11 protein-coding genes, 2 tRNA genes, 3 rRNA genes and 1 pseudogene are annotated in these 18,730 nt (G+C 50.8%); 14 read left to right on the forward strand and 3 right to left on the reverse strand.

What is annotated here, in order from left to right; genetic code table 11:
* The first annotated feature begins 302 nt into the window (after positions 1 to 302).
* From ACMYR3_RS00005 to rrf, 5 genes are all read left to right on the forward strand, one after another.
* Positions 303 to 1,834 (forward strand): 16S ribosomal RNA (locus ACMYR3_RS00005).
* 60 nt (positions 1,835 to 1,894) lie between these two features.
* Positions 1,895 to 1,971: transfer RNA gene (locus ACMYR3_RS00010), tRNA-Ile, on the forward strand.
* Positions 1,972 to 2,013: 42 nt separating this feature from the next.
* Positions 2,014 to 2,089, forward strand: a tRNA-Ala gene (locus ACMYR3_RS00015).
* Positions 2,090 to 2,373: 284 nt separating this feature from the next.
* Positions 2,374 to 5,258: ribosomal RNA gene (locus ACMYR3_RS00020) — 23S ribosomal RNA — on the forward strand.
* A gap of 112 nt (positions 5,259 to 5,370) precedes the next feature.
* Positions 5,371 to 5,483, forward strand: a 5S ribosomal RNA gene (gene rrf, locus ACMYR3_RS00025).
* The 16S, 23S and 5S rRNA genes sit together here with 2 tRNA genes alongside, the layout of an rRNA operon.
* A 127-nt stretch (positions 5,484 to 5,610) precedes the next feature.
* On the opposite strand, the pseudogene ACMYR3_RS00030 reads toward rrf, so the two are convergent.
* Positions 5,611 to 5,943: pseudogene (locus ACMYR3_RS00030) on the reverse strand (glutamine--tRNA ligase); the annotation flags it as partial.
* Positions 5,942 to 6,544 (reverse strand): helix-turn-helix domain-containing protein, encoded by a 603-nt coding sequence (locus ACMYR3_RS00035; protein ID WP_424193313.1) that lies wholly within the window; start codon positions 6,542 to 6,544, stop codon positions 5,942 to 5,944. The pseudogene ACMYR3_RS00030 and the gene ACMYR3_RS00035, both read right to left, overlap by 2 nt.
* 193 nt (positions 6,545 to 6,737) lie before the next feature.
* Here ACMYR3_RS00035 and purU point away from each other — a divergent pair, with 193 nt between their 5' ends.
* The 9 genes from purU (at position 6,738) to ACMYR3_RS00080 (ending at position 17,525) form a co-directional block, all read left to right on the forward strand.
* Positions 6,738 to 7,598 (forward strand): formyltetrahydrofolate deformylase, encoded by an 861-nt coding sequence (gene purU, locus ACMYR3_RS00040; protein ID WP_424193315.1) that lies wholly within the window; start codon positions 6,738 to 6,740, stop codon positions 7,596 to 7,598.
* Between the two features lie 62 nt (positions 7,599 to 7,660).
* A complete protein-coding gene (locus ACMYR3_RS00045; RefSeq protein ID WP_424193317.1) occupies positions 7,661 to 8,848 on the forward strand; it encodes an FAD-dependent oxidoreductase in 1,188 nt (395 codons plus the stop codon).
* A gap of 8 nt (positions 8,849 to 8,856) precedes the next feature.
* Positions 8,857 to 9,123 carry a sarcosine oxidase subunit delta gene (locus tag ACMYR3_RS00050; RefSeq protein ID WP_424193318.1) on the forward strand — a complete coding sequence of 89 codons (267 nt, stop codon included), beginning with the start codon at positions 8,857 to 8,859 and terminating at the stop codon, positions 9,121 to 9,123.
* A complete protein-coding gene (locus tag ACMYR3_RS00055; protein WP_424193320.1) occupies positions 9,120 to 12,059 on the forward strand; it encodes a 2Fe-2S iron-sulfur cluster-binding protein in 2,940 nt (979 codons plus the stop codon). Before ACMYR3_RS00050 ends, ACMYR3_RS00055 begins: the two co-directional genes overlap by 4 nt.
* Positions 12,056 to 12,607 (forward strand): hypothetical protein, encoded by a 552-nt coding sequence (locus tag ACMYR3_RS00060; RefSeq protein WP_424193322.1) that lies wholly within the window; start codon positions 12,056 to 12,058, stop codon positions 12,605 to 12,607. Before ACMYR3_RS00055 ends, ACMYR3_RS00060 begins: the two co-directional genes overlap by 4 nt.
* 233 nt (positions 12,608 to 12,840) lie before the next feature.
* Positions 12,841 to 14,175 (forward strand): type III glutamate--ammonia ligase, encoded by a 1,335-nt coding sequence (glnT, locus tag ACMYR3_RS00065; protein WP_424193324.1) that lies wholly within the window; start codon positions 12,841 to 12,843, stop codon positions 14,173 to 14,175.
* Positions 14,176 to 14,403: 228 nt separating this feature from the next.
* On the forward strand, positions 14,404 to 15,318 hold the full coding sequence (locus tag ACMYR3_RS00070; RefSeq protein WP_424193326.1) for a class II glutamine amidotransferase: 915 nt from the start codon (positions 14,404 to 14,406) through the stop codon (positions 15,316 to 15,318).
* Positions 15,311 to 16,030, forward strand: coding sequence for a protein glxC (locus ACMYR3_RS00075; RefSeq protein ID WP_424193328.1), 720 nt, complete (start codon positions 15,311 to 15,313; stop codon positions 16,028 to 16,030). Before ACMYR3_RS00070 ends, ACMYR3_RS00075 begins: the two co-directional genes overlap by 8 nt.
* A 115-nt stretch (positions 16,031 to 16,145) precedes the next feature.
* Complete coding sequence (locus ACMYR3_RS00080) at positions 16,146 to 17,525, forward strand: FMN-binding glutamate synthase family protein (protein ID WP_424193330.1); 1,380 nt, start codon at positions 16,146 to 16,148, stop codon at positions 17,523 to 17,525.
* Positions 17,526 to 17,669: 144 nt separating this feature from the next.
* On the opposite strand, the gene ACMYR3_RS00085 is transcribed toward ACMYR3_RS00080, so the two are convergent.
* A complete protein-coding gene (locus ACMYR3_RS00085) occupies positions 17,670 to 18,515 on the reverse strand; it encodes a hypothetical protein (RefSeq protein ID WP_424193332.1) in 846 nt (281 codons plus the stop codon).
* Positions 18,516 to 18,730 lie beyond the last annotated feature (215 nt).

Below are 18,730 nucleotides of genomic sequence, written 5' to 3' on the forward strand. Positions count from 1 at the left end.
TCACAAAGTGCTTGACGGTTTTAATAGAAGTGTCCATAATCTCGTTTCTCTGCTGCACATGCAGCGACGCGAAACGAAGCGAAAGCAAGTCAAGCGAGCGATCTTTAAAAATTGAACAGCCGATAAGTGTGGGCGCTTTATGGAAATGCCGGCCACTCGCAAGAGTGGTCAACTAAAGTCAATAAAGTCGCTCACACCAAGTAATGTACAAGGTTTTTAGTAATAAAGACCTGTCAGTATTTTGAGTGAGTAATGAATCTCGCAAGAGATTCACGTAGATTAACCATCTACAAACAGGAATTAAACTGAAGAGTTTGATCCTGGCTCAGATTGAACGCTGGCGGCATGCCTTACACATGCAAGTCGAACGGCAGCACGGGAGCAATCCTGGTGGCGAGTGGCGAACGGGTGAGTAATACATCGGAACGTGCCCAGTAGTGGGGGATAACTACGCGAAAGCGTAGCTAATACCGCATACGCTGTGAGCAGGAAAGCGGGGGATCGCAAGACCTCGCGCTATTGGAGCGGCCGATGTCAGATTAGCTAGTTGGTGGGGTAAAAGCTCACCAAGGCGACGATCTGTAGCTGGTCTGAGAGGACGACCAGCCACACTGGGACTGAGACACGGCCCAGACTCCTACGGGAGGCAGCAGTGGGGAATTTTGGACAATGGGGGCAACCCTGATCCAGCCATGCCGCGTGTGCGAAGAAGGCCTTCGGGTTGTAAAGCACTTTTGGCAGGAACGAAACGGTTTGCGTTAATACCGCGAACTAATGACGGTACCTGCAGAATAAGCACCGGCTAACTACGTGCCAGCAGCCGCGGTAATACGTAGGGTGCAAGCGTTAATCGGAATTACTGGGCGTAAAGCGTGCGCAGGCGGTTATATAAGACCGATGTGAAATCCCCGGGCTCAACCTGGGAACTGCATTGGTGACTGTATAGCTAGAGTGTGTCAGAGGGGGGTAGAATTCCACGTGTAGCAGTGAAATGCGTAGAGATGTGGAGGAATACCGATGGCGAAGGCAGCCCCCTGGGATAACACTGACGCTCATGCACGAAAGCGTGGGGAGCAAACAGGATTAGATACCCTGGTAGTCCACGCCCTAAACGATGTCTACTAGTTGTTGGGGGGGTAACCTCTTAGTAACGCAGCTAACGCGTGAAGTAGACCGCCTGGGGAGTACGGTCGCAAGATTAAAACTCAAAGGAATTGACGGGGACCCGCACAAGCGGTGGATGATGTGGATTAATTCGATGCAACGCGAAAAACCTTACCTACCCTTGACATGCCACTAACGAAGCAGAGATGCATTAGGTGCTCGAAAGAGAAAGTGGACACAGGTGCTGCATGGCTGTCGTCAGCTCGTGTCGTGAGATGTTGGGTTAAGTCCCGCAACGAGCGCAACCCTTGCCAATAGTTGCTACGAAAGGGCACTCTATTGGGACTGCCGGTGACAAACCGGAGGAAGGCGGGGATGACGTCAAGTCCTCATGGCCCTTATGGGTAGGGCTTCACACGTCATACAATGGTCGGTACAGAGGGTTGCCAAGCCGCGAGGTGGAGCCAATCCCAGAAAACCGATCGTAGTCCGGATTGCAGTCTGCAACTCGACTGCATGAAGTCGGAATCGCTAGTAATCGCGGATCAGCATGTCGCGGTGAATACGTTCCCGGGTCTTGTACACACCGCCCGTCACACCATGGGAGTGGGTTTTACCAGAAGTAGTTAGCCTAACCGCAAGGAGGGCGATTACCACGGTAGGATTCATGACTGGGGTGAAGTCGTAACAAGGTAGCCGTATCGGAAGGTGCGGCTGGATCACCTCCTTTCTAGAGTCAGCATGAAAGTAAGGCGTCCACACTTATCGGTTAGTTCAGTGTTACAGCCATGGGTCTGTAGCTCAGTTGGTTAGAGCACCGTCTTGATAAGGCGGGGGTCGTTGGTTCGAGACCAACCAGACCCACCATAGTAAATCAAGCGGTCCCGTGAATGGGTGCGTGAGAAATACGGGGGTTTAGCTCAGCTGGGAGAGCACCTGCTTTGCAAGCAGGGGGTCAACGGTTCGATCCCGTTAACCTCCACCATTTATTTGGTGATGGGAATAGTTGTTAGATGTCAGTGCTTAATGAGTGCTGACATCTGACTGCTGTCAGAAAGGCTGTGCATGTTCTTTAACAATTTGGAGTAGTAGTAAATGTGTGTTAACGATGAGCGAAAGCGACATTGTTGACCACGGGTTGTGATTGTATCAACCTATTCTTTTTAAAGTAGTTCTCAAAGATTTAGAGACTTAACTAAAGGAATACGGCACAACGTGACACTCAAAACTTATGATGGGGTTGTTTCGAAAGAGACGATTTCGTTATAGGGTCAAGCGAATAAGTGCATATGGTGGATGCCTTGGCGATTACAGGCGATGAAGGACGTTGTAGCTTGCGATAAGCTGCGGGGAGTGAGCAAACACACTTTGATCCGCAGATTTCCGAATGGGGAAACCCGGCCCTTTGGGTCATCTCTTCCTGAATACATAGGGAAGTTGAAGCGAACCTGGTGAACTGAAACATCTAAGTAGCCAGAGGAAAAGAAATCAACCGAGATTCCGAAAGTAGTGGCGAGCGAAATTGGAACAGCCTGCAAGATTTAGCATCAGTGTTAGTGGAACGGAATGGAAAGTCCGGCCATAGTGGGTGATAGCCCCGTACGCGAAAACACCGGTGTGGAACTAGGCTTGCGACAAGTAGGGCGGGACACGTGAAATCCTGTCTGAACATGGGGGGACCATCCTCCAAGGCTAAATACTCGTAATCGACCGATAGTGAACCAGTACCGTGAGGGAAAGGCGAAAAGAACCCCGGGAGGGGAGTGAAATAGATCCTGAAACCGTATGCATACAAACAGTCGGAGCCTCGTAAGGGGTGACGGCGTACCTTTTGTATAATGGGTCAGCGACTTACATTCAGTAGCAAGCTTAACCGAATAGGGGAGGCGCAGGGAAACCGAGTCCGAATAGGGCGTTCAGTTGCTGGGTGTAGACCCGAAACCGGATGATCTACTCATGGCCAGGGTGAAGGTGCGGTAACACGCACTGGAGGCCCGAACCCACTAACGTTGAAAAGTTAGGGGATGAGCTGTGGGTAGGGGTGAAAGGCTAAACAAATCCGGAAATAGCTGGTTCTCTCCGAAAACTATTTAGGTAGTGCCTCAAGTATCACCATCGGGGGTAGAGCACTGTTATGGCTAGGGGGTCATCGCGACTTACCAAACCATTGCAAACTCCGAATACCGATGAGTGCGAGCTTGGGAGACAGACGCCGGGTGCTAACGTCCGACGTCAAGAGGGAAACAACCCAGACCGCCAGCTAAGGTCCCTAATATATGCTAAGTGGAAAACGAAGTGGGAAGGCTAAAACAGTCAGGAGGTTGGCTTAGAAGCAGCCATCCTTTAAAGAAAGCGTAATAGCTCACTGATCGAGTCGTCCTGCGCGGAAGATGTAACGGGGCTAAGCATATAACCGAAGCTGCGGATCCTAGATTCATTTCTAGTGATGGTAGGAGAGCGTTCTGTAAGCCTGTGAAGGTGTCTTGTAAAGGATGCTGGAGGTATCAGAAGTGCGAATGCTGACATGAGTAGCGATAAAGGGGGTGAAAAGCCCCCTCGCCGTAAGCCCAAGGTTTCCTACGCAACGTTCATCGGCGTAGGGTGAGTCGGCCCCTAAGGCGAGGCTGAGAAGCGTAGCTGATGGAAAACAGGTTAATATTCCTGTACCGATGTTAAGTGCGATGTGGGGACGGAGAAGGTTAGGTCAGCCGGGTGTTGGATGTCCCGGTTTAAGCGTGTAGGTGTGCTCCTTAGGCAAATCCGGGGGGCTTAACTGAGGCGTGATGACGAGGCGGCTTGCCGCTGAAGTGACTGATACCCTGCTTCCAAGAAAAGCCACTAAGCTTCAGCTTAACACGACCGTACCGCAAACCGACACAGGTGGGCGAGATGAGTATTCTAAGGCGCTTGAGAGAACTCGGGAGAAGGAACTCGGCAAATTGGTACCGTAACTTCGGGATAAGGTACGCCCTTGTAGAGTGAAGATCCTTGCGATCGGAGCTCGAAGGGGTTGCAATAAAATGGTGGCTGCGACTGTTTAATAAAAACACAGCACTCTGCAAACACGAAAGTGGACGTATAGGGTGTGACGCCTGCCCGGTGCCGGAAGATTAAATGATGGGGTGCAAGCTCTTGACTGAAGTCCCGGTAAACGGCGGCCGTAACTATAACGGTCCTAAGGTAGCGAAATTCCTTGTCGGGTAAGTTCCGACCTGCACGAATGGCGTAACGATGGCCACACTGTCTCCTCCCGAGACTCAGCGAAGTTGAAATGTTTGTGATGATGCAATCTACCCGCGGCTAGACGGAAAGACCCCGTGCACCTTTACTGTAGCTTTACATTGGACTTTGAACCGATCTGTGTAGGATAGGTGGGAGGCTTTGAAGTGGGGACGCTAGTTCTCATGGAGCCAACCTTGAAATACCACCCTGGTTTGTTTGAGGTTCTAACCTTGGCCCGTTATCCGGGTTGGGGACAGTGTATGGTAGGCAGTTTGACTGGGGCGGTCTCCTCCCAAAGTGTAACGGAGGAGTTCGAAGGTACGCTTGGTACGGTCGGACATCGTGCCTAAAGTGCAATGGCAAAAGCGTGCTTAACTGCGAGACTGACAAGTCGAGCAGGTGCGAAAGCAGGACATAGTGATCCGGTGGTTCTGTATGGAAGGGCCATCGCTCAACGGATAAAAGGTACGCCGGGGATAACAGGCTGATACCGCCCAAGAGTTCATATCGACGGCGGTGTTTGGCACCTCGATGTCGGCTCATCACATCCTGGGGCTGTAGCCGGTCCCAAGGGTATGGCTGTTCGCCATTTAAAGTGGTACGTGAGCTGGGTTTAAAACGTCGTGAGACAGTTTGGTCCCTATCTGCCGTGGGCGTTGGAAGTTTGAGGGGGCCTGCTCCTAGTACGAGAGGACCGGAGTGGACGAACCTCTGGTGTACCGGTTGTCACGCCAGTGGCATCGCCGGGTAGCTAAGTTCGGAAGAGATAACCGCTGAAAGCATCTAAGCGGGAAACTCGCCTCAAGATGAGACTTCCCGGAGACTCGATCTCCCTAAAGGGTCGTTCAAGACCAGGACGTTGATAGGCTGGGTGTGGAAGCGCAGTAATGCGTTAAGCTAACCAGTACTAATTGCCCGTGAGGCTTGATCCTATAACGAAATTACCACCTCATCAGTTGGTGTCATAGTGTGATACTCACAACCTGTAAAATTTACTACACTCCCAATTGGACTTGCCCGCTAAGCAGCAGTCAACCTTCTTAGCCTGATGACCATAGCGCGTTGGAACCACCCCTTCCCATCCCGAACAGGACCGTGAAACGACGTAGCGCCGATGATAGTGCAGATTCCTGTGTGAAAGTAGGACATCGTCAGGCTTCCTTATTGAAAAGCCCTCACCTCACCGTGAGGGCTTTTTGCATTGGACTTTTGCTGGATGCTGATGAGGGGCTTTGCGCTACGCTGGTGAGGTAGCGCAAGCCTGATTGAAAGGGGGTGGGTTGTTTATTTCCCCCAGCTGTCTTTGAGGGTGACGATGCGGTTGAAAACCGGGCTTCCTGGCTTTGAGTCGATGCGGTCGGCCACAAAGTAGCCGTGTCGTTCAAACTGGTAGCGCGTTTCTGCCACCGCTTGGCTCAGACTCGGTTCCAGGTAGGCTTGGATGATGCGCCTTGAGCCTTCATTGAGATGCGCCAGAAAGTCCTGACCGCCACCATCCGGCTGCGCAACTTTGAATAAACGATCGTATAGCCTTACCTCCGCCTTCATGCTCCCCTTCTCCGATATCCAGTGAATGTTGCCTTTCACTTTGTATAAGTCGGCTCCGGGGGTGAAGCTATTTATCTACAGTTTGTTCATAGTAGGTTACTGACAGGAAGCGGATAGGGATCTTGATCAACTTAACCGGGCCGTGAGGAATATTGCCGTCAAAGGTGAGGGAATCACCAGATTCCAATGTATAAATCTGATCTCCGTGTCTGTATTCGATCTTTCCCTGTAGCATGTGAATGAACTCGGTACCCTCGTGCTGAAATGTCGGAAACACTTCACTTTCATCATCCATGCTGATGAGAAAAGGTTCAAAGAGCTTTTTTGGACCTTGATCGTAGGCTAGCAAATGGTAAGTATGGCCCTTCTTTGTGCCTCTGCGTACCACTTCCATTCCTTCCCCTTTTTTAACCAGCTGAGCTTTACTCTGCGGTACATCAAATTCGCTAAACAAGGTTGAAAGTTTCATGCCGAGCGCTTTTGCAATTCGCTGCAAAGAGTCGAGGCTACAAGATACTTGGCCATTTTCAATTTTGGACAGCATACCGCGGCTGACATCGGCCAATTCAGCGACATCCGAAATGGTCAGATGATTCTTGAGCCGTTGAGATTTAATCATCGAACCTAAATGAGCATCCAGAGTACTGAGATTATTTTTTTCGTCATTCATAAAAAATTGTGTTGACAAGCAAGAATAAAATATTCATCATGAGAAACATTGATGCTTCACATGAAACAGGAATTGCTTTTACCAAAGCATAGTACTTATTTAAGCAATGCATGAAATGAAATCGATGACATGTATTAAATCAGCCAACTTAGTAGCGGATAATAAAAGCCTTTTCATTTCACTGTAAAGAAAAATGCAAAACGAACATACCGTTACCTTGATTTTGTCATGCCCTGATCGCGTAGGGATTGTTGCTGCTGTTAGCCAATTCATTGCCGAGCGCCAAGGCTGGATTGTTGAGTCGAACTATCACTCGGATATTGCTTCGGGTCAGTTTTTCATGCGCAATGTGATTTTGGGTAAGTCACTGAAACAAGGCTTGGAGGAGTTCAGTGCTTCGTTCAAAGCGATTGCTGATCAGTTTCAGATGAGTTGGCAATTGGTCGATTCTTTGCAGAAAAAACGGGTTGTGCTCTTGGTAAGTAAGCAGGACCATTGTTTGGTAGATCTACTGTATCGCTGGAAGGCCAAAGAGTTTGATATTGAAATTCCGTGTGTGATTTCCAATCATGCGGATCTACGCAGTTATGTTGAATGGCATGGCATCCCTTACCACCATATTCCTGTCATGCCAGAAACCAAAATACAGGCATACAACGAGGTCATGCAGAGAATTGATGAAGTTGCCGCCGATGTGATTGTGCTGGCGCGCTACATGCAAATTCTGTCACCTGAAATGTGCAGCAAGTATCCAGGCAAAGTTATTAATATTCACCATAGCTTTCTACCTTCATTTATTGGCGCCAAACCCTACCATCAGGCTTTTGAGCGTGGTGTAAAACTGATTGGTGCAACCTGTCATTATGTGACCGAAGAACTTGATCAAGGGCCCATCATTGAACAGGATGTCGTACGAGTAGATCACGGTGATACCGCAGAAGATTATGTGCGCTATGGCCGTGATGTTGAGAAAGCGGTACTTGCACGAGGTTTGAAATCTCATCTCGAAGACCGTGTCATTATTAACGGTCATCGTACCGTTGTGTTCCGTTAGCGATTGCCATGCCCATAGGACTACTTAAATTTGCCTTCAGTAAAGCACATCCTGAACCAAGGATGTTTAAACAACATGATAAATTGAAGCAGTCCTATGATGTTGTCATCATCGGTGCCGGTGGTCATGGTCTGGCTTCCGCCTATTATTTAGGGCGCGATCACGGCATCACCAATGTGGCTGTATTGGAAAAAGGTTATATCGGCGGTGGCAATACCGGCCGCAATACAACGATCATCCGATCCAATTATCTAACACCTGAAGGTGTTAAATTTTATGATGAGAGTGTCAAGCTATATCAAGACCTCTCACAAGACTTCAACCTCAATCTGTTTTATTCAAATCGCGGCCACTATACCCTGGCACATACCGACTCAGCCATGCGTACCATGCGTTGGCGTGCCGAGGTCAACAAGCATTATGGTGTGGATAGTGAGGTCGTGGATGCTGCTGCCGTCCATCGTGCCTGCCCACAAATGGACATTGAATGTGCTGGTCACGCGCCGATCATGGGGGCGCTTTATCACGCGCCCGGCTCGATTGCACGGCACGATGCAGTTGCCTGGGGATATGGTCGCGGTGCCGATATGCGTGGTGCCGAAATTCATCAAAAAACAGAAGTTCAATCCATCAAGGTTGAGGGTGGTCGCGTTGTCGGCGTGCAAACCAATCGCGGCTTTATCGCTACCAATAAAGTCATTTGCGCAGTGGCAGGATCGACCCCGAGGATTTTGGATATGGTTGGCCTGCAAAGCCCGATCTATATTCATCCTTTGCAAGCTATGGTGAGTGAGCCTGTCAAGCCCTGGCTCGATGCCATTCTGGTTTCAGGCTCGCTGCATGTCTATGTCAGCCAGACCGCCAGAGGCGAACTCGTCATGGGGGCTGCATTGGATCCCTATGAATTGCATTCAACACGCTCAACCCTCGATTTTGTCGAGGGCTTGTGCAGTCATATGCTCGACATGTTTCCTTTTTTATCGGATGTCAAAATTGTCCGTCAATGGGCTGGTATGGCGGATATGACGCCAGACTTTGCGCCCATCATGGGCAAGACGCCAGTTGAGGGCTTTTATCTGGATGCCGGTTGGGGAACCTGGGGATTCAAGGCAACGCCAGTTGCCGGCAAAACCATGAGCTATACGGTTGCCAATGATCGCAATCATGATCTGATTACCGGTTTTACGCTGGATCGATTCAGTCAATATCAATTGACTGGTGAAAAAGGTGCGGCTTCGGTCGGTCATTAGGAGTCACTATGAAAATCATGATCTGTCCCATCAACGGACCACGACCAGTCAGCGAGTTTATTTATCAGGGTGAATTCAAAAACATGCCCAACCCGGAGCAAGCCAGTGATGAACAATGGGCCAACTATGTGTTCAATAAATCAGGCTCGGCAGCAGTCAAACATGAATGGTGGTATCACAGTCCATCGGGTGTCTGGTTCATTGCTCAGCGCAATACCGCAACGGACGCCATCCTTTCCACTTTTTTGTATGCAGATTGGGGCAAGCAGTCATGAGTCGGCTTGAGCAAGTGGCAGGCGAATGGATCAATCGCGCCAAGACATTTCAGTTTCAGTTTGAAGGACGTACTTATCAGGCATATGAAGGCGATACCATTACCTCGGCGTTATTGGCGAATGGTGTCAAGGTGATTGGCCACAGCTTTAAATATCATCGTCCACGTAGTATTTTGTCGATGGCCAATCACGATGTGAATGCCATGATGCAACGGCAAACAACACGTGCCTCCATTCCCAATGTGCGTGGGGATATCACGCCAGTTTTGCCCAATGATATTTTGACTGCAACCAACACCTTTGGTGGTCTGTTGCATGATAAAGCCGCCGTGTTGGACAAGTTTTCCAAACTGCTACCGGTCGGGTTTTACTACAAGGCCTTTCATTCCAGAAAGTGGTTTCCCACCTGGGAAAAAATGTTTCGCCATCTTACCGGCTTGGGTAAAGTAGATTTCAATGCGCCACATTTGCCGACCGCCAAACGCTATGATTTTGCTGATGTCGCCGTGATTGGTGGCGGCCCTTCTGGCTTACAGGCAGCATTGACTGCGGCCAATGCGGGGCATCAAGTGGTTTTGATAGATGAGCAGCAGCAGTTGGGTGGTATGGGCTTGTTTGGATTGACTCAGGATGCCACCTTGAAGCAGGTGTTACTAGAGAGTATCGAGCAAGTCAAACGTCATCCCAACATTCGCATTTATTCGGCCAGCTATGTGGCGGGTTATTACACAGATCATTGGCTACCCATTGTCACAGACAAATTCATTGTGAAGCTGCGTGCCAAGGCGCTCATTGTGGCAACAGGTGCGTATGAACAGCCTGCCGTGTTTCGTCATAATGATCTGCCAGGCATTATGCTGGCATCCGCCGCACAACGATTGATCAGTTCCTATGCGGTTAAACCATTTAGCGAGGTGGTGATATTGGCCGGTAATGACGATGCCTATCGAGCTGCTGCCGACTTACAAAATGTCGGGATCACCATTAAAGCGATTGTTGACCTGCGCGCACAAGCCAGTCTGCCAAATGGATTAAGCGGTCTTGAAAAGATAACGCATTACAAGGGTTATGCCATTGTTGAAGCGTTAAAGGGCCAACAAGACAGCGTCGCTGCGGTCAAGATTGCACCAATTGATGTCAATATGCAATGGCAAGAGACAAAGACTCAAACCATTCCTTGTGATGGTGTCATCATGTCGGTGGGCTGGGCACCGGCCTTGCCATTACTTTACCAGGCAGGCTGCAAAATGCGCTTTGACCAGCAGCTTTCGCAGTTTGTGCCAGACAAGTTGCCCACAGGTATGGTGGCCTGTGGTCGTGCCAACGGCATTTATGGGATTGCATCCCGAATGGCGGATGGTCAACGCGCAGGCAAGATGATCGTGGGTTATTTGGCAGGGCAGTCGCAAGCAGTGGCACGATTGATCGGCAGTGACAATGCGCCTTCCCATCCTTTCCCAATCATTGCTCATCCCAAAGATAAAAACTTTCTCGATTTTGATGAAGACCTGCAGCTCAAAGATTTTTACAACGCCGCGCAAGAAGGTTTTGACAATATTGAATTATTAAAGCGCTTCTCCACCATCGGTATGGGCCCATCGCAGGGCAAGCATGCCAATATGAATGCGATTCGAGTGCTGGCCAAAATTCGCAATGAGCCGATTGAGCAAGTGGGTAGTACAACGGCCCGTCCCATGTTTCATCCCGTGCCGATGGGGCATCTGGCAGGACGCTCCTTTCATGTGGAAAGGGACACGCCATTGCGTGCTCAGCATGATGCCGCACAGGCGGTGTGGATGAGTGCCGGTAACTGGCAGCGTCCAGAGTTTTATCAACAGTCCGGGAAAAGCAAATGGGCTTGTGTGCATGATGAAGTCAATGCGGTGCGTAATAAGGTCGGCCTGATTGATGTGGGCACCTTGGGCAAGATTGACTTGTATGGACCGGACGCTGCGCAATTTTTAGAGCGGGTTTATACCGGCAAGTTTGCCAATATGAAGCCCGGCCGAACTCGCTATGGTTTGCTGCTGGATGACTCGGGTGTGCTGATGGACGATGGCGTGATTGCTCGCCTGGCGGACGATCATTTTTACTTCACCACCACCACATCCAATAGTGCGATTGTCTATCGAGAATTGACGCGTCTCAACACCATGTGGGGACTCAATGTCGGCATCGTCAATTTGACCGGGCATTTTGCGGCAATGAATCTGGCGGGACCCTGGTCAAGAAAAGTGCTGTCCACATTGACGGATTGTGATCTATCACATGCAGGTTTTCCATTTCTGGCGGTACGTGAAGCCAGCGTGCAAGGCGTGTCAGCACGCCTGATGCGCGTGGGCTTTGTGGGTGAGATCGGTTATGAAATCCACGTACCTTACACCCATGGCCAGGCTATTTGGGAAGCGTTGATGCAAGCGGGCAAACCTTATGGCATTCAACCATTTGGGGTAGAGGCGCAGCGTATCTTGCGGCTTGAAAAAGGCCATCTGATCGTGGGTATGGATACCGATGGTCTGACCAACCCCTATCAAGCCAATATGCAATGGGCGCTGGCCATGGACAAGCCCTTTTTTGTGGGACAGCGCTCGTTGCGAGTATTGCAAAAGCAGGTGCTCAAACAAGTGCTGGCAGGTTTTGTCTTGCAAGATGGGCGTGCTGGTATGCCCAAGGATTGTCATTTGATTATTGAACAGGGTGAGATCGCCGGACGCATTACCAGCATCAGTCATTCACCGTCATTGGGTAAGGTGATTGGTCTGGCATTGATTGCGCCGCAACTGGCCAAAGACGGTCAGGTATTTCAGATTCGTCTGGATGATGGTCGTCTGGTTGGCGCGGTGATCACCAAGCCGCCCTTCTATGATCCACAAGGATTGCGTGAAAAATTGGAAGAAGCCAGCCTCACCGCCACCAACACATTGGAGGCTGCATGATGTCCTTGTCATTGAGTATCAAGCCGGTTCATTGTTTTGGTTTAAAGGGCGCGGGCTCGGTCGAATGGCTTATGAATCAAGGTGTGTCGGTGCCCGCCTTGCCCAATTGCTATGGTGTATTTGGCGAGCAGGGTGTGATTGCCAGACTGGCCTATACCGAATTTTATTTTGATGACGTGAATCGCCAGTCCAGCCAGACCTTGCAAAGTCTACTGGGCAAGGGTGTGCAAGTGGCCAGCGGTGGCGTGTATCCAGTCTGTCGTGATGATGTGGTGTTACAGCTCAGTGGTTCACTGGCACATGTCTTATTGGCGCAAGTGTGCAGCTTTCATTTTGCGGCATGGGATATTACCGGCCAACCTTTGATTATGACCAGCATGGTCGGTGTGTCGGTCATCATTTTGCCTTTGCATGGGCGCAGCAACGACGCTGGCCAGGGCAATGAGCCGACGTATCAGGTTGTGTGTGATCCGAGTCTTGCGGTGTACCTGGAAAAAACCTTGCGTGAAGTCATGCAGGATACGTTACAGGAACATGCCTTGATTTAAGTAGGGCGGCAGATTTTGAGTGAATCGTTGTGACTGATTCAGTGTGACTGAGCAACGGTGACTGAGTCGTTGCAATTGAATGAGATTAGTCAAAATTTAAATAGGGTTGTGATCTGATGATGGACACAGGCACAGCAAGATTGAATGCAAGGTTTTTGTTGGTTGACGACCGATTGTCGTGTTACCCGTCTTGTCCCTGACAAGACTACTTATGTTCTAACGGAGGAACATTCATGACCCCAGAGCAGGCTCAGCAGTTTTTCAAGGATCACCAGATCAAGTACATTCTGGCGCAGTTTGTCGATATTCATGGTGCCGCCAAAAGCAAGGCGGTGCCGGTTGAACATCTTGACATGGTGTTGACCGACGGTGCCGGTTTTGCAGGCTTTGCCTTGTGGGGTATGGGCATGCAACCCAACAGCCCCGACTATATGGCCATTGGTGATTTGAGTACGCTGGCTCCCATGCCCTGGCAGCCCGGCTTTGCACGCATGGCCTGCTATGGTCATGTCAAGGGACAGCCTTATGAATATTGTTCAAGGGTGGTCTTGAAGCGTCAGCTTGATGCCTTGGCAGAACAGGGTCTCACCATGTATACCGGCCTGGAGCCAGAGTTCATGCTGTTGGCTCGCCAGCCCGATGGCACCTTGGGCCCGGCCGAGAACAGTGATGATCTGGAAAAACCCTGCTACGACTACAAAGGCCTGTTGCGGCAGGCCGAGTATCTCGACAGGTTGACCCAGGGCTGCAAGGCGGGCGGGCTGGATGTTTACCAGATCGATCATGAAGATGCCAATGGTCAGTTTGAAATCAACTTCACGTATGCCGACGCCTTGAAGAGTGCCGACAATCTGGTCTTCTTCAAGATGGCTGCAAGTGAGATTGCCAGGCAAATGAATATGGTGGCCACCTTCATGCCCAAGCCATTTTCCAATCGTACGGGCACGGGTACGCATTTCCATATTTCATTGGCCAATCAAACCAGCAAAAACCTGTTTCACGATGCCAGTGATAAACATGGTCTTGGCCTGTCGCAAATGGGTTATTGGTTCAGTGGTGGTTTGCTCAAGCATGCGCGCGCACTGGCCGCCATCTGCGCACCGACCATCAACTCATACAAGCGCCTGGTCGTTGGCCGCGCCTTGTCAGGGGCTACCTGGGCACCGGCTTATGTAGCTTATGGCGACAACAACCGGACCGCCTGCGTGCGCATCCCCTATGGTCGAATTGAATTTCGTCTGCCCGATGGCTCATGCAATCCTTATCTGGCCACGGCCGCCATTTTAGCTGCGGGCATGGATGGTGTGGCCAAGCAGATTGATCCGGGTGATCCCATCAATGAAAACCTTTACACCTGGACGCCACAACAGATTGCAGAAAAGGGCATCAGCCTCTTGCCACAAAACCTGGGCGAAGCGATTGCAGCACTGGAAGCCGATAGTGTGATTCAGGCAGCCTTGGGCGACAAGCTGGTGGCCGAGTTCATCAATATCAAGCGGATGGAGTGGGTCGAGTACAGCCGTCATGTGTCGGACTGGGAGCAAAAGCGTTATCTGGAATTTTTCTAGGCGGCGAATCAATCTGTGCAGTTAAGTTGAGCAGTTAAGTTGTGTAATCAAGCGCTTTTATCAGCACTCATGAAAGGCCCTTTAATCCTTTATTTCATTGGTACTCCCTATTAGTACCATTTAAATATGTCTTATTAAGTGCGTAAATATTGGCTCTATTTTTATACATCCAATCAGTATATTTTTTGTGATTGAAAAGTCGAAAGACGGGCAGTGAAAGGAAAAGCCATGTGTGGCATCGTAGGATTGTTGATTAAAAAGCCCGCCATGCGCGAGCAGTTGGGTGAGTTGATGTTGCCGATGTTGATCGGCATGACCGAGCGCGGCCCCGATTCAGCCGGCATGGCCGTCTTTACCGAGCCGGTGGCCAGTGGTCATAAAAAACTCTCGCTCTATAGTGGCGAGGGCCAGGTCGGTGCGAGTTATGACTGGCCCGCTTTACTCGCACGCCTTCAACAAGGTGTGGATGCCAGAGCCGCCATGGATACGGTCGGCAATCATGCTGTGCTTACCATCAACCAATCACCGGCCCGCGTCAAAGCCTGGCTCAAGCACAACGAGCCAATTGTGCACGTGCTCTCAACGGGGAGTGCGATTGATCTCTACAAAGACGTCGGCCTGCCCGCCGATATCGCCGCGCGCTATGCCTTTACCCAACTGCAAGGCACGCATCTGGTTGGACATACTCGTATGGCCACCGAGTCGGCGGTGACCCCAGAAAACGCCCATCCCTATACCGCAGGTGAAGACTTCTGTCTGGTGCATAACGGCTCGCTCTCCAACCCGTATCAGATTCGCAAAAAACTGGAACCACTCGGTATTGAATTTGATGGTGACTGCGATACCGAAGCCGCCTGTCGCTACCTCGAATGGCGCATGCGTGAAGGTGATGATCTCGAAGCCGCCTTGCATCAGGGTTTTGAAGCCTTTGATGGTTTTTACACTTTCTTGATGGGCACTGCCGACAAGCTGGCGCTGGTGCGTGATCCCTTTGCCTGCAAACCGGCGGTAGTCGCCGAGACGGATGACTATGTCGCCATCTCTTCGGAGTTTCGCTCACTGGCCAAACTGCCGGGCGTACAACATGCCACCCTGTTTGAACCCAAGCCCGAACACATCTATTCCTGGAGCATTCATGGCTGAGCTATTGATGAATAACGTGATGAGCAACGAGTCCATGGTGACCTTTGATCTGGCAACCACGCCATTGCGTGAGATCAACCAATATCTGCATCAGGCCGAGATGCCCGCCAAGCGTGTGAGCATTACCCATCCCGATGGGGCGCACAATATTGCGGTGGGCTTAAACAGTGAGGTCGATGTCACCATTGAAGGCCATGCAGGTTATTACGCCGCGGGCATGAACCAATTGGCCAATATCACCATCACGGGCAACGCCGGCCCGGGCGTCGCAGAAAACATGATGTCTGGCCAGGTGGTTGTTAAAGGCTTTGCCAGCGTCTCGGCGGGTGCTTCGGCACACGGCGGCTTGCTGGTGATTCAGGGTGATGCATCGCTGCGCTGTGGCATTTCACTCAAGGGTGGTGACATTGTGGTGGGCGGCTCAGTCGGCAGCTTTTCGGCATTTATGGCCCAGGCCGGTCGTCTGGTGATTTGTGGTGACGCCGGTGATGCGCTCGGTGACTCGCTCTATGAGGCAGTCATCTACCTCAAAGGCTCGGTGAAATCGTTGGGTGCCGATGCGCAGTTTGAAGCCATGACACCCGCAGATTACGACGCGGTAGCACAACTGCTCAAGGCAGCCGGGCTTGACCATGATGCCAAGGACTTCAAGCGGATTGCTTCGGCACGCACCTTGTATCACTGGAATGCCGATGCCAATCAGGAGTATTGATTGAAATTTGAATATTGATCTGGCTATCCATGCTGCGGGTATACAGCAAGATATCGATCAACCCTGACTTGGCAAAACGAATCTGAAAACCATCAGTCAATCATCGGAAACCATCATGAACAAGCCCATTGAGATCCATCCTATCCCAGCGCATCCACAACATCTGTCGCGTGAAGAAAGCTGGGGATATGATCGCAAGACGATCGACTATATCCAGCATGCTGCCGCTACCGGCCTGTATGAAATTCGTGGCCTTGGTGCCAAACGCAAGCTGCCGCACTTTGATGACCTGGTATTTCTGGGCGCCTCCATGTCGCGCTATCCGCTCGAAGGCTATCGCGAAAAATGTCATACCAAAACCATCCTCGGTACGCGCTTTGCCAAAAAGCCAATTGAGCTGGATATCCCCATCACGATTGCCGGCATGAGCTTTGGTGCTTTATCGGCCAACGTAAAAGAATCCCTCGGCCGCGCCGCTACCGAAGTCGGCACAACAACAACAACTGGCGATGGCGGCATGACACCCGAAGAGCGTGAATCATCCAGGCTCCTGGTCTATCAATGCCTGCCATCACGCTATGGCTTTAACCCCAATGATGTGCGCAAGGCCAATGCGATTGAAATAGTGATTGGTCAAGGTGCCAAACCGGGCGGCGGCGGTATGTTGCTGGGCCAAAAGGTCAACCCACGGGTTGCCAAAATGCGCACCTTGCCCGAGGGCGTCGATCAACGTTCCGCCTCACGTCATCCAGACTGGACTGGCCCTGATGATCTGGCCATCAAGATCAAGGAGCTGCGTGAGCTGACCGATTGGCAGATCCCCATCTACGTCAAGGTGGGTGCATCACGTACCTTTAACGACGTCAAACTGGCGGTGCATTCCGGTGCCGATGTGGTGGTGCTCGACGGCATGCAGGGTGGTACGGCCGCCAGCCAGAGCTGCTTCATCGAGCATGTGGGCATACCTACCTTGGCCGCGGTAAAGCAAGCAGTCGAAGCGCTGGAAGATTTAAATATGAAAGATCAGGTGCAGCTGATCGTCTCGGGCGGCATTCGTACCGGTGCCGATGTTGCCAAGGCGCTGGCCATGGGTGCTGACGCGGTGGCGATTGGTCAGGGCATTTTGATGGCGCTGGGTTGCAATAGCGATACCTACGTCCAAAATGGTGAACATTATTCAGCCGTGGAAGACTATGCCAAACTTGGCACTACGCCTGGCTTTTGTCACCATTGTCATACCGGTAAATGCCCGGTCGGCGTGACTACGCAGGATGCGATATTGGAGCAACGCCTGCAACCCGATGTCGGTGCGCGTCGTGTCAAAAACTATCTGAAAACCCTCAATATGGAATTGACCACCATTGCCCGTGCCTGTGGCAAACAGAATGTGCACCATCTGGAACGCGAAGATCTGGTCGCCTTGACGATTGAGGCCGCCGCCATGTCTGGCATACCTTTGGCGGGGACTAACTGGATTCCTGGAAAAGGGTTTTGATGGTAGTCGAAAAATAAATATAAGTCGCCTAGCTTACTCAAGCGTTTGTAAAAATAAAAAACCGGACTGGCCAGTCCGGTTTTTATAAAATCTTATCAAGTTAAAATTTAAATAATTACCGTACAACTTTTATTCAAGCAAATATCAACCAAACAGTTTGCGCACCTTTTGCAATAAGGGCGCAATGTACTTGGTCATGAATGAATCTTCATTGATGCGCGGTGTGTTTTCGGTATACAAACGTGGCTGAACCAGTGGGTCACTACCTTCCATTTGGCTTGGCTGATCCAGTTGCGGCAACAGGGCACTGCTGCCAAACAGCTGTTCATCTTCCGAGGTTTTCGTCCAGCTGTTTTTGGGGGCTTTGCTGCGGGTGTCCTTTTTGCCCAAATGCGCGTTATCGCGCAAGGCGTCTAGCGCCTTGCCAATTTCGGCATCAATAAAAGCTTCATAGCGTTTGCGATCCGGATCTTTGCTTGCGAGTTTGGCCGCCGCTGCGCTGACGGACGGACTGGCTTCAGATTGGGTCGAGGTGGTGGGTGTGGTTGATGTTGTACGGGTTGCGCTGGCGGTTGCAGTTGAACTGATATTGGCAGCTTCGTCAGGCGCGGATAAATTCTGTGTCGTCAGATCTTCCAGATAGTCCGAGTTGGCCATGATGGTGACCGGATCATTGGCATCTTTGCGCAAATAATTGTCGATTTCTTCAACGCTGGGCTCATCTGCCATGATCGAAACTTCTTCGTCCAGCTCGCCAATCGGTTCGGCCATCATGATTTCATATACAAAGCCATTTTTCAGCAGTTTATCCAGCGCCAGGTTGATCCGTTCCGACCTGATCACGCTGCTCATGCTGTACAGCTCGCCGATATTGCGCTTGCCATTTACCCAAATCAAAACCTGTCGCTCGGATTGGGTCAGCGTGCGGCTGCGATGGCGAATTTCCAGCAGGCCTTGCGGGGTGCGATCAAAAAGGGTTCCCAGATTCATTTTTCATATCCTCAACTCGAGCCGCTATGGTACGCAGTAAGTCTTCGTCAAAGAATGGAATTTGGCACATCAACCGAAAGTTTTTTCATCAGCCGACAAGCCATTGCCTTACAAGACCAAGTTAGCGATGACGGATTGACGGCTATCTAACGGCAAATTTGGCACAAACCATAATTTGCCGCATGATGGCCGGTGAGGCGATGATTTCTAGCAAT

It is taken from the genome of Ampullimonas aquatilis, from assembly GCF_049675895.1.
In the GTDB taxonomy this organism is placed as follows: Bacteria; Pseudomonadota; Gammaproteobacteria; order Burkholderiales; family Burkholderiaceae_D; genus Ampullimonas; species Ampullimonas aquatilis.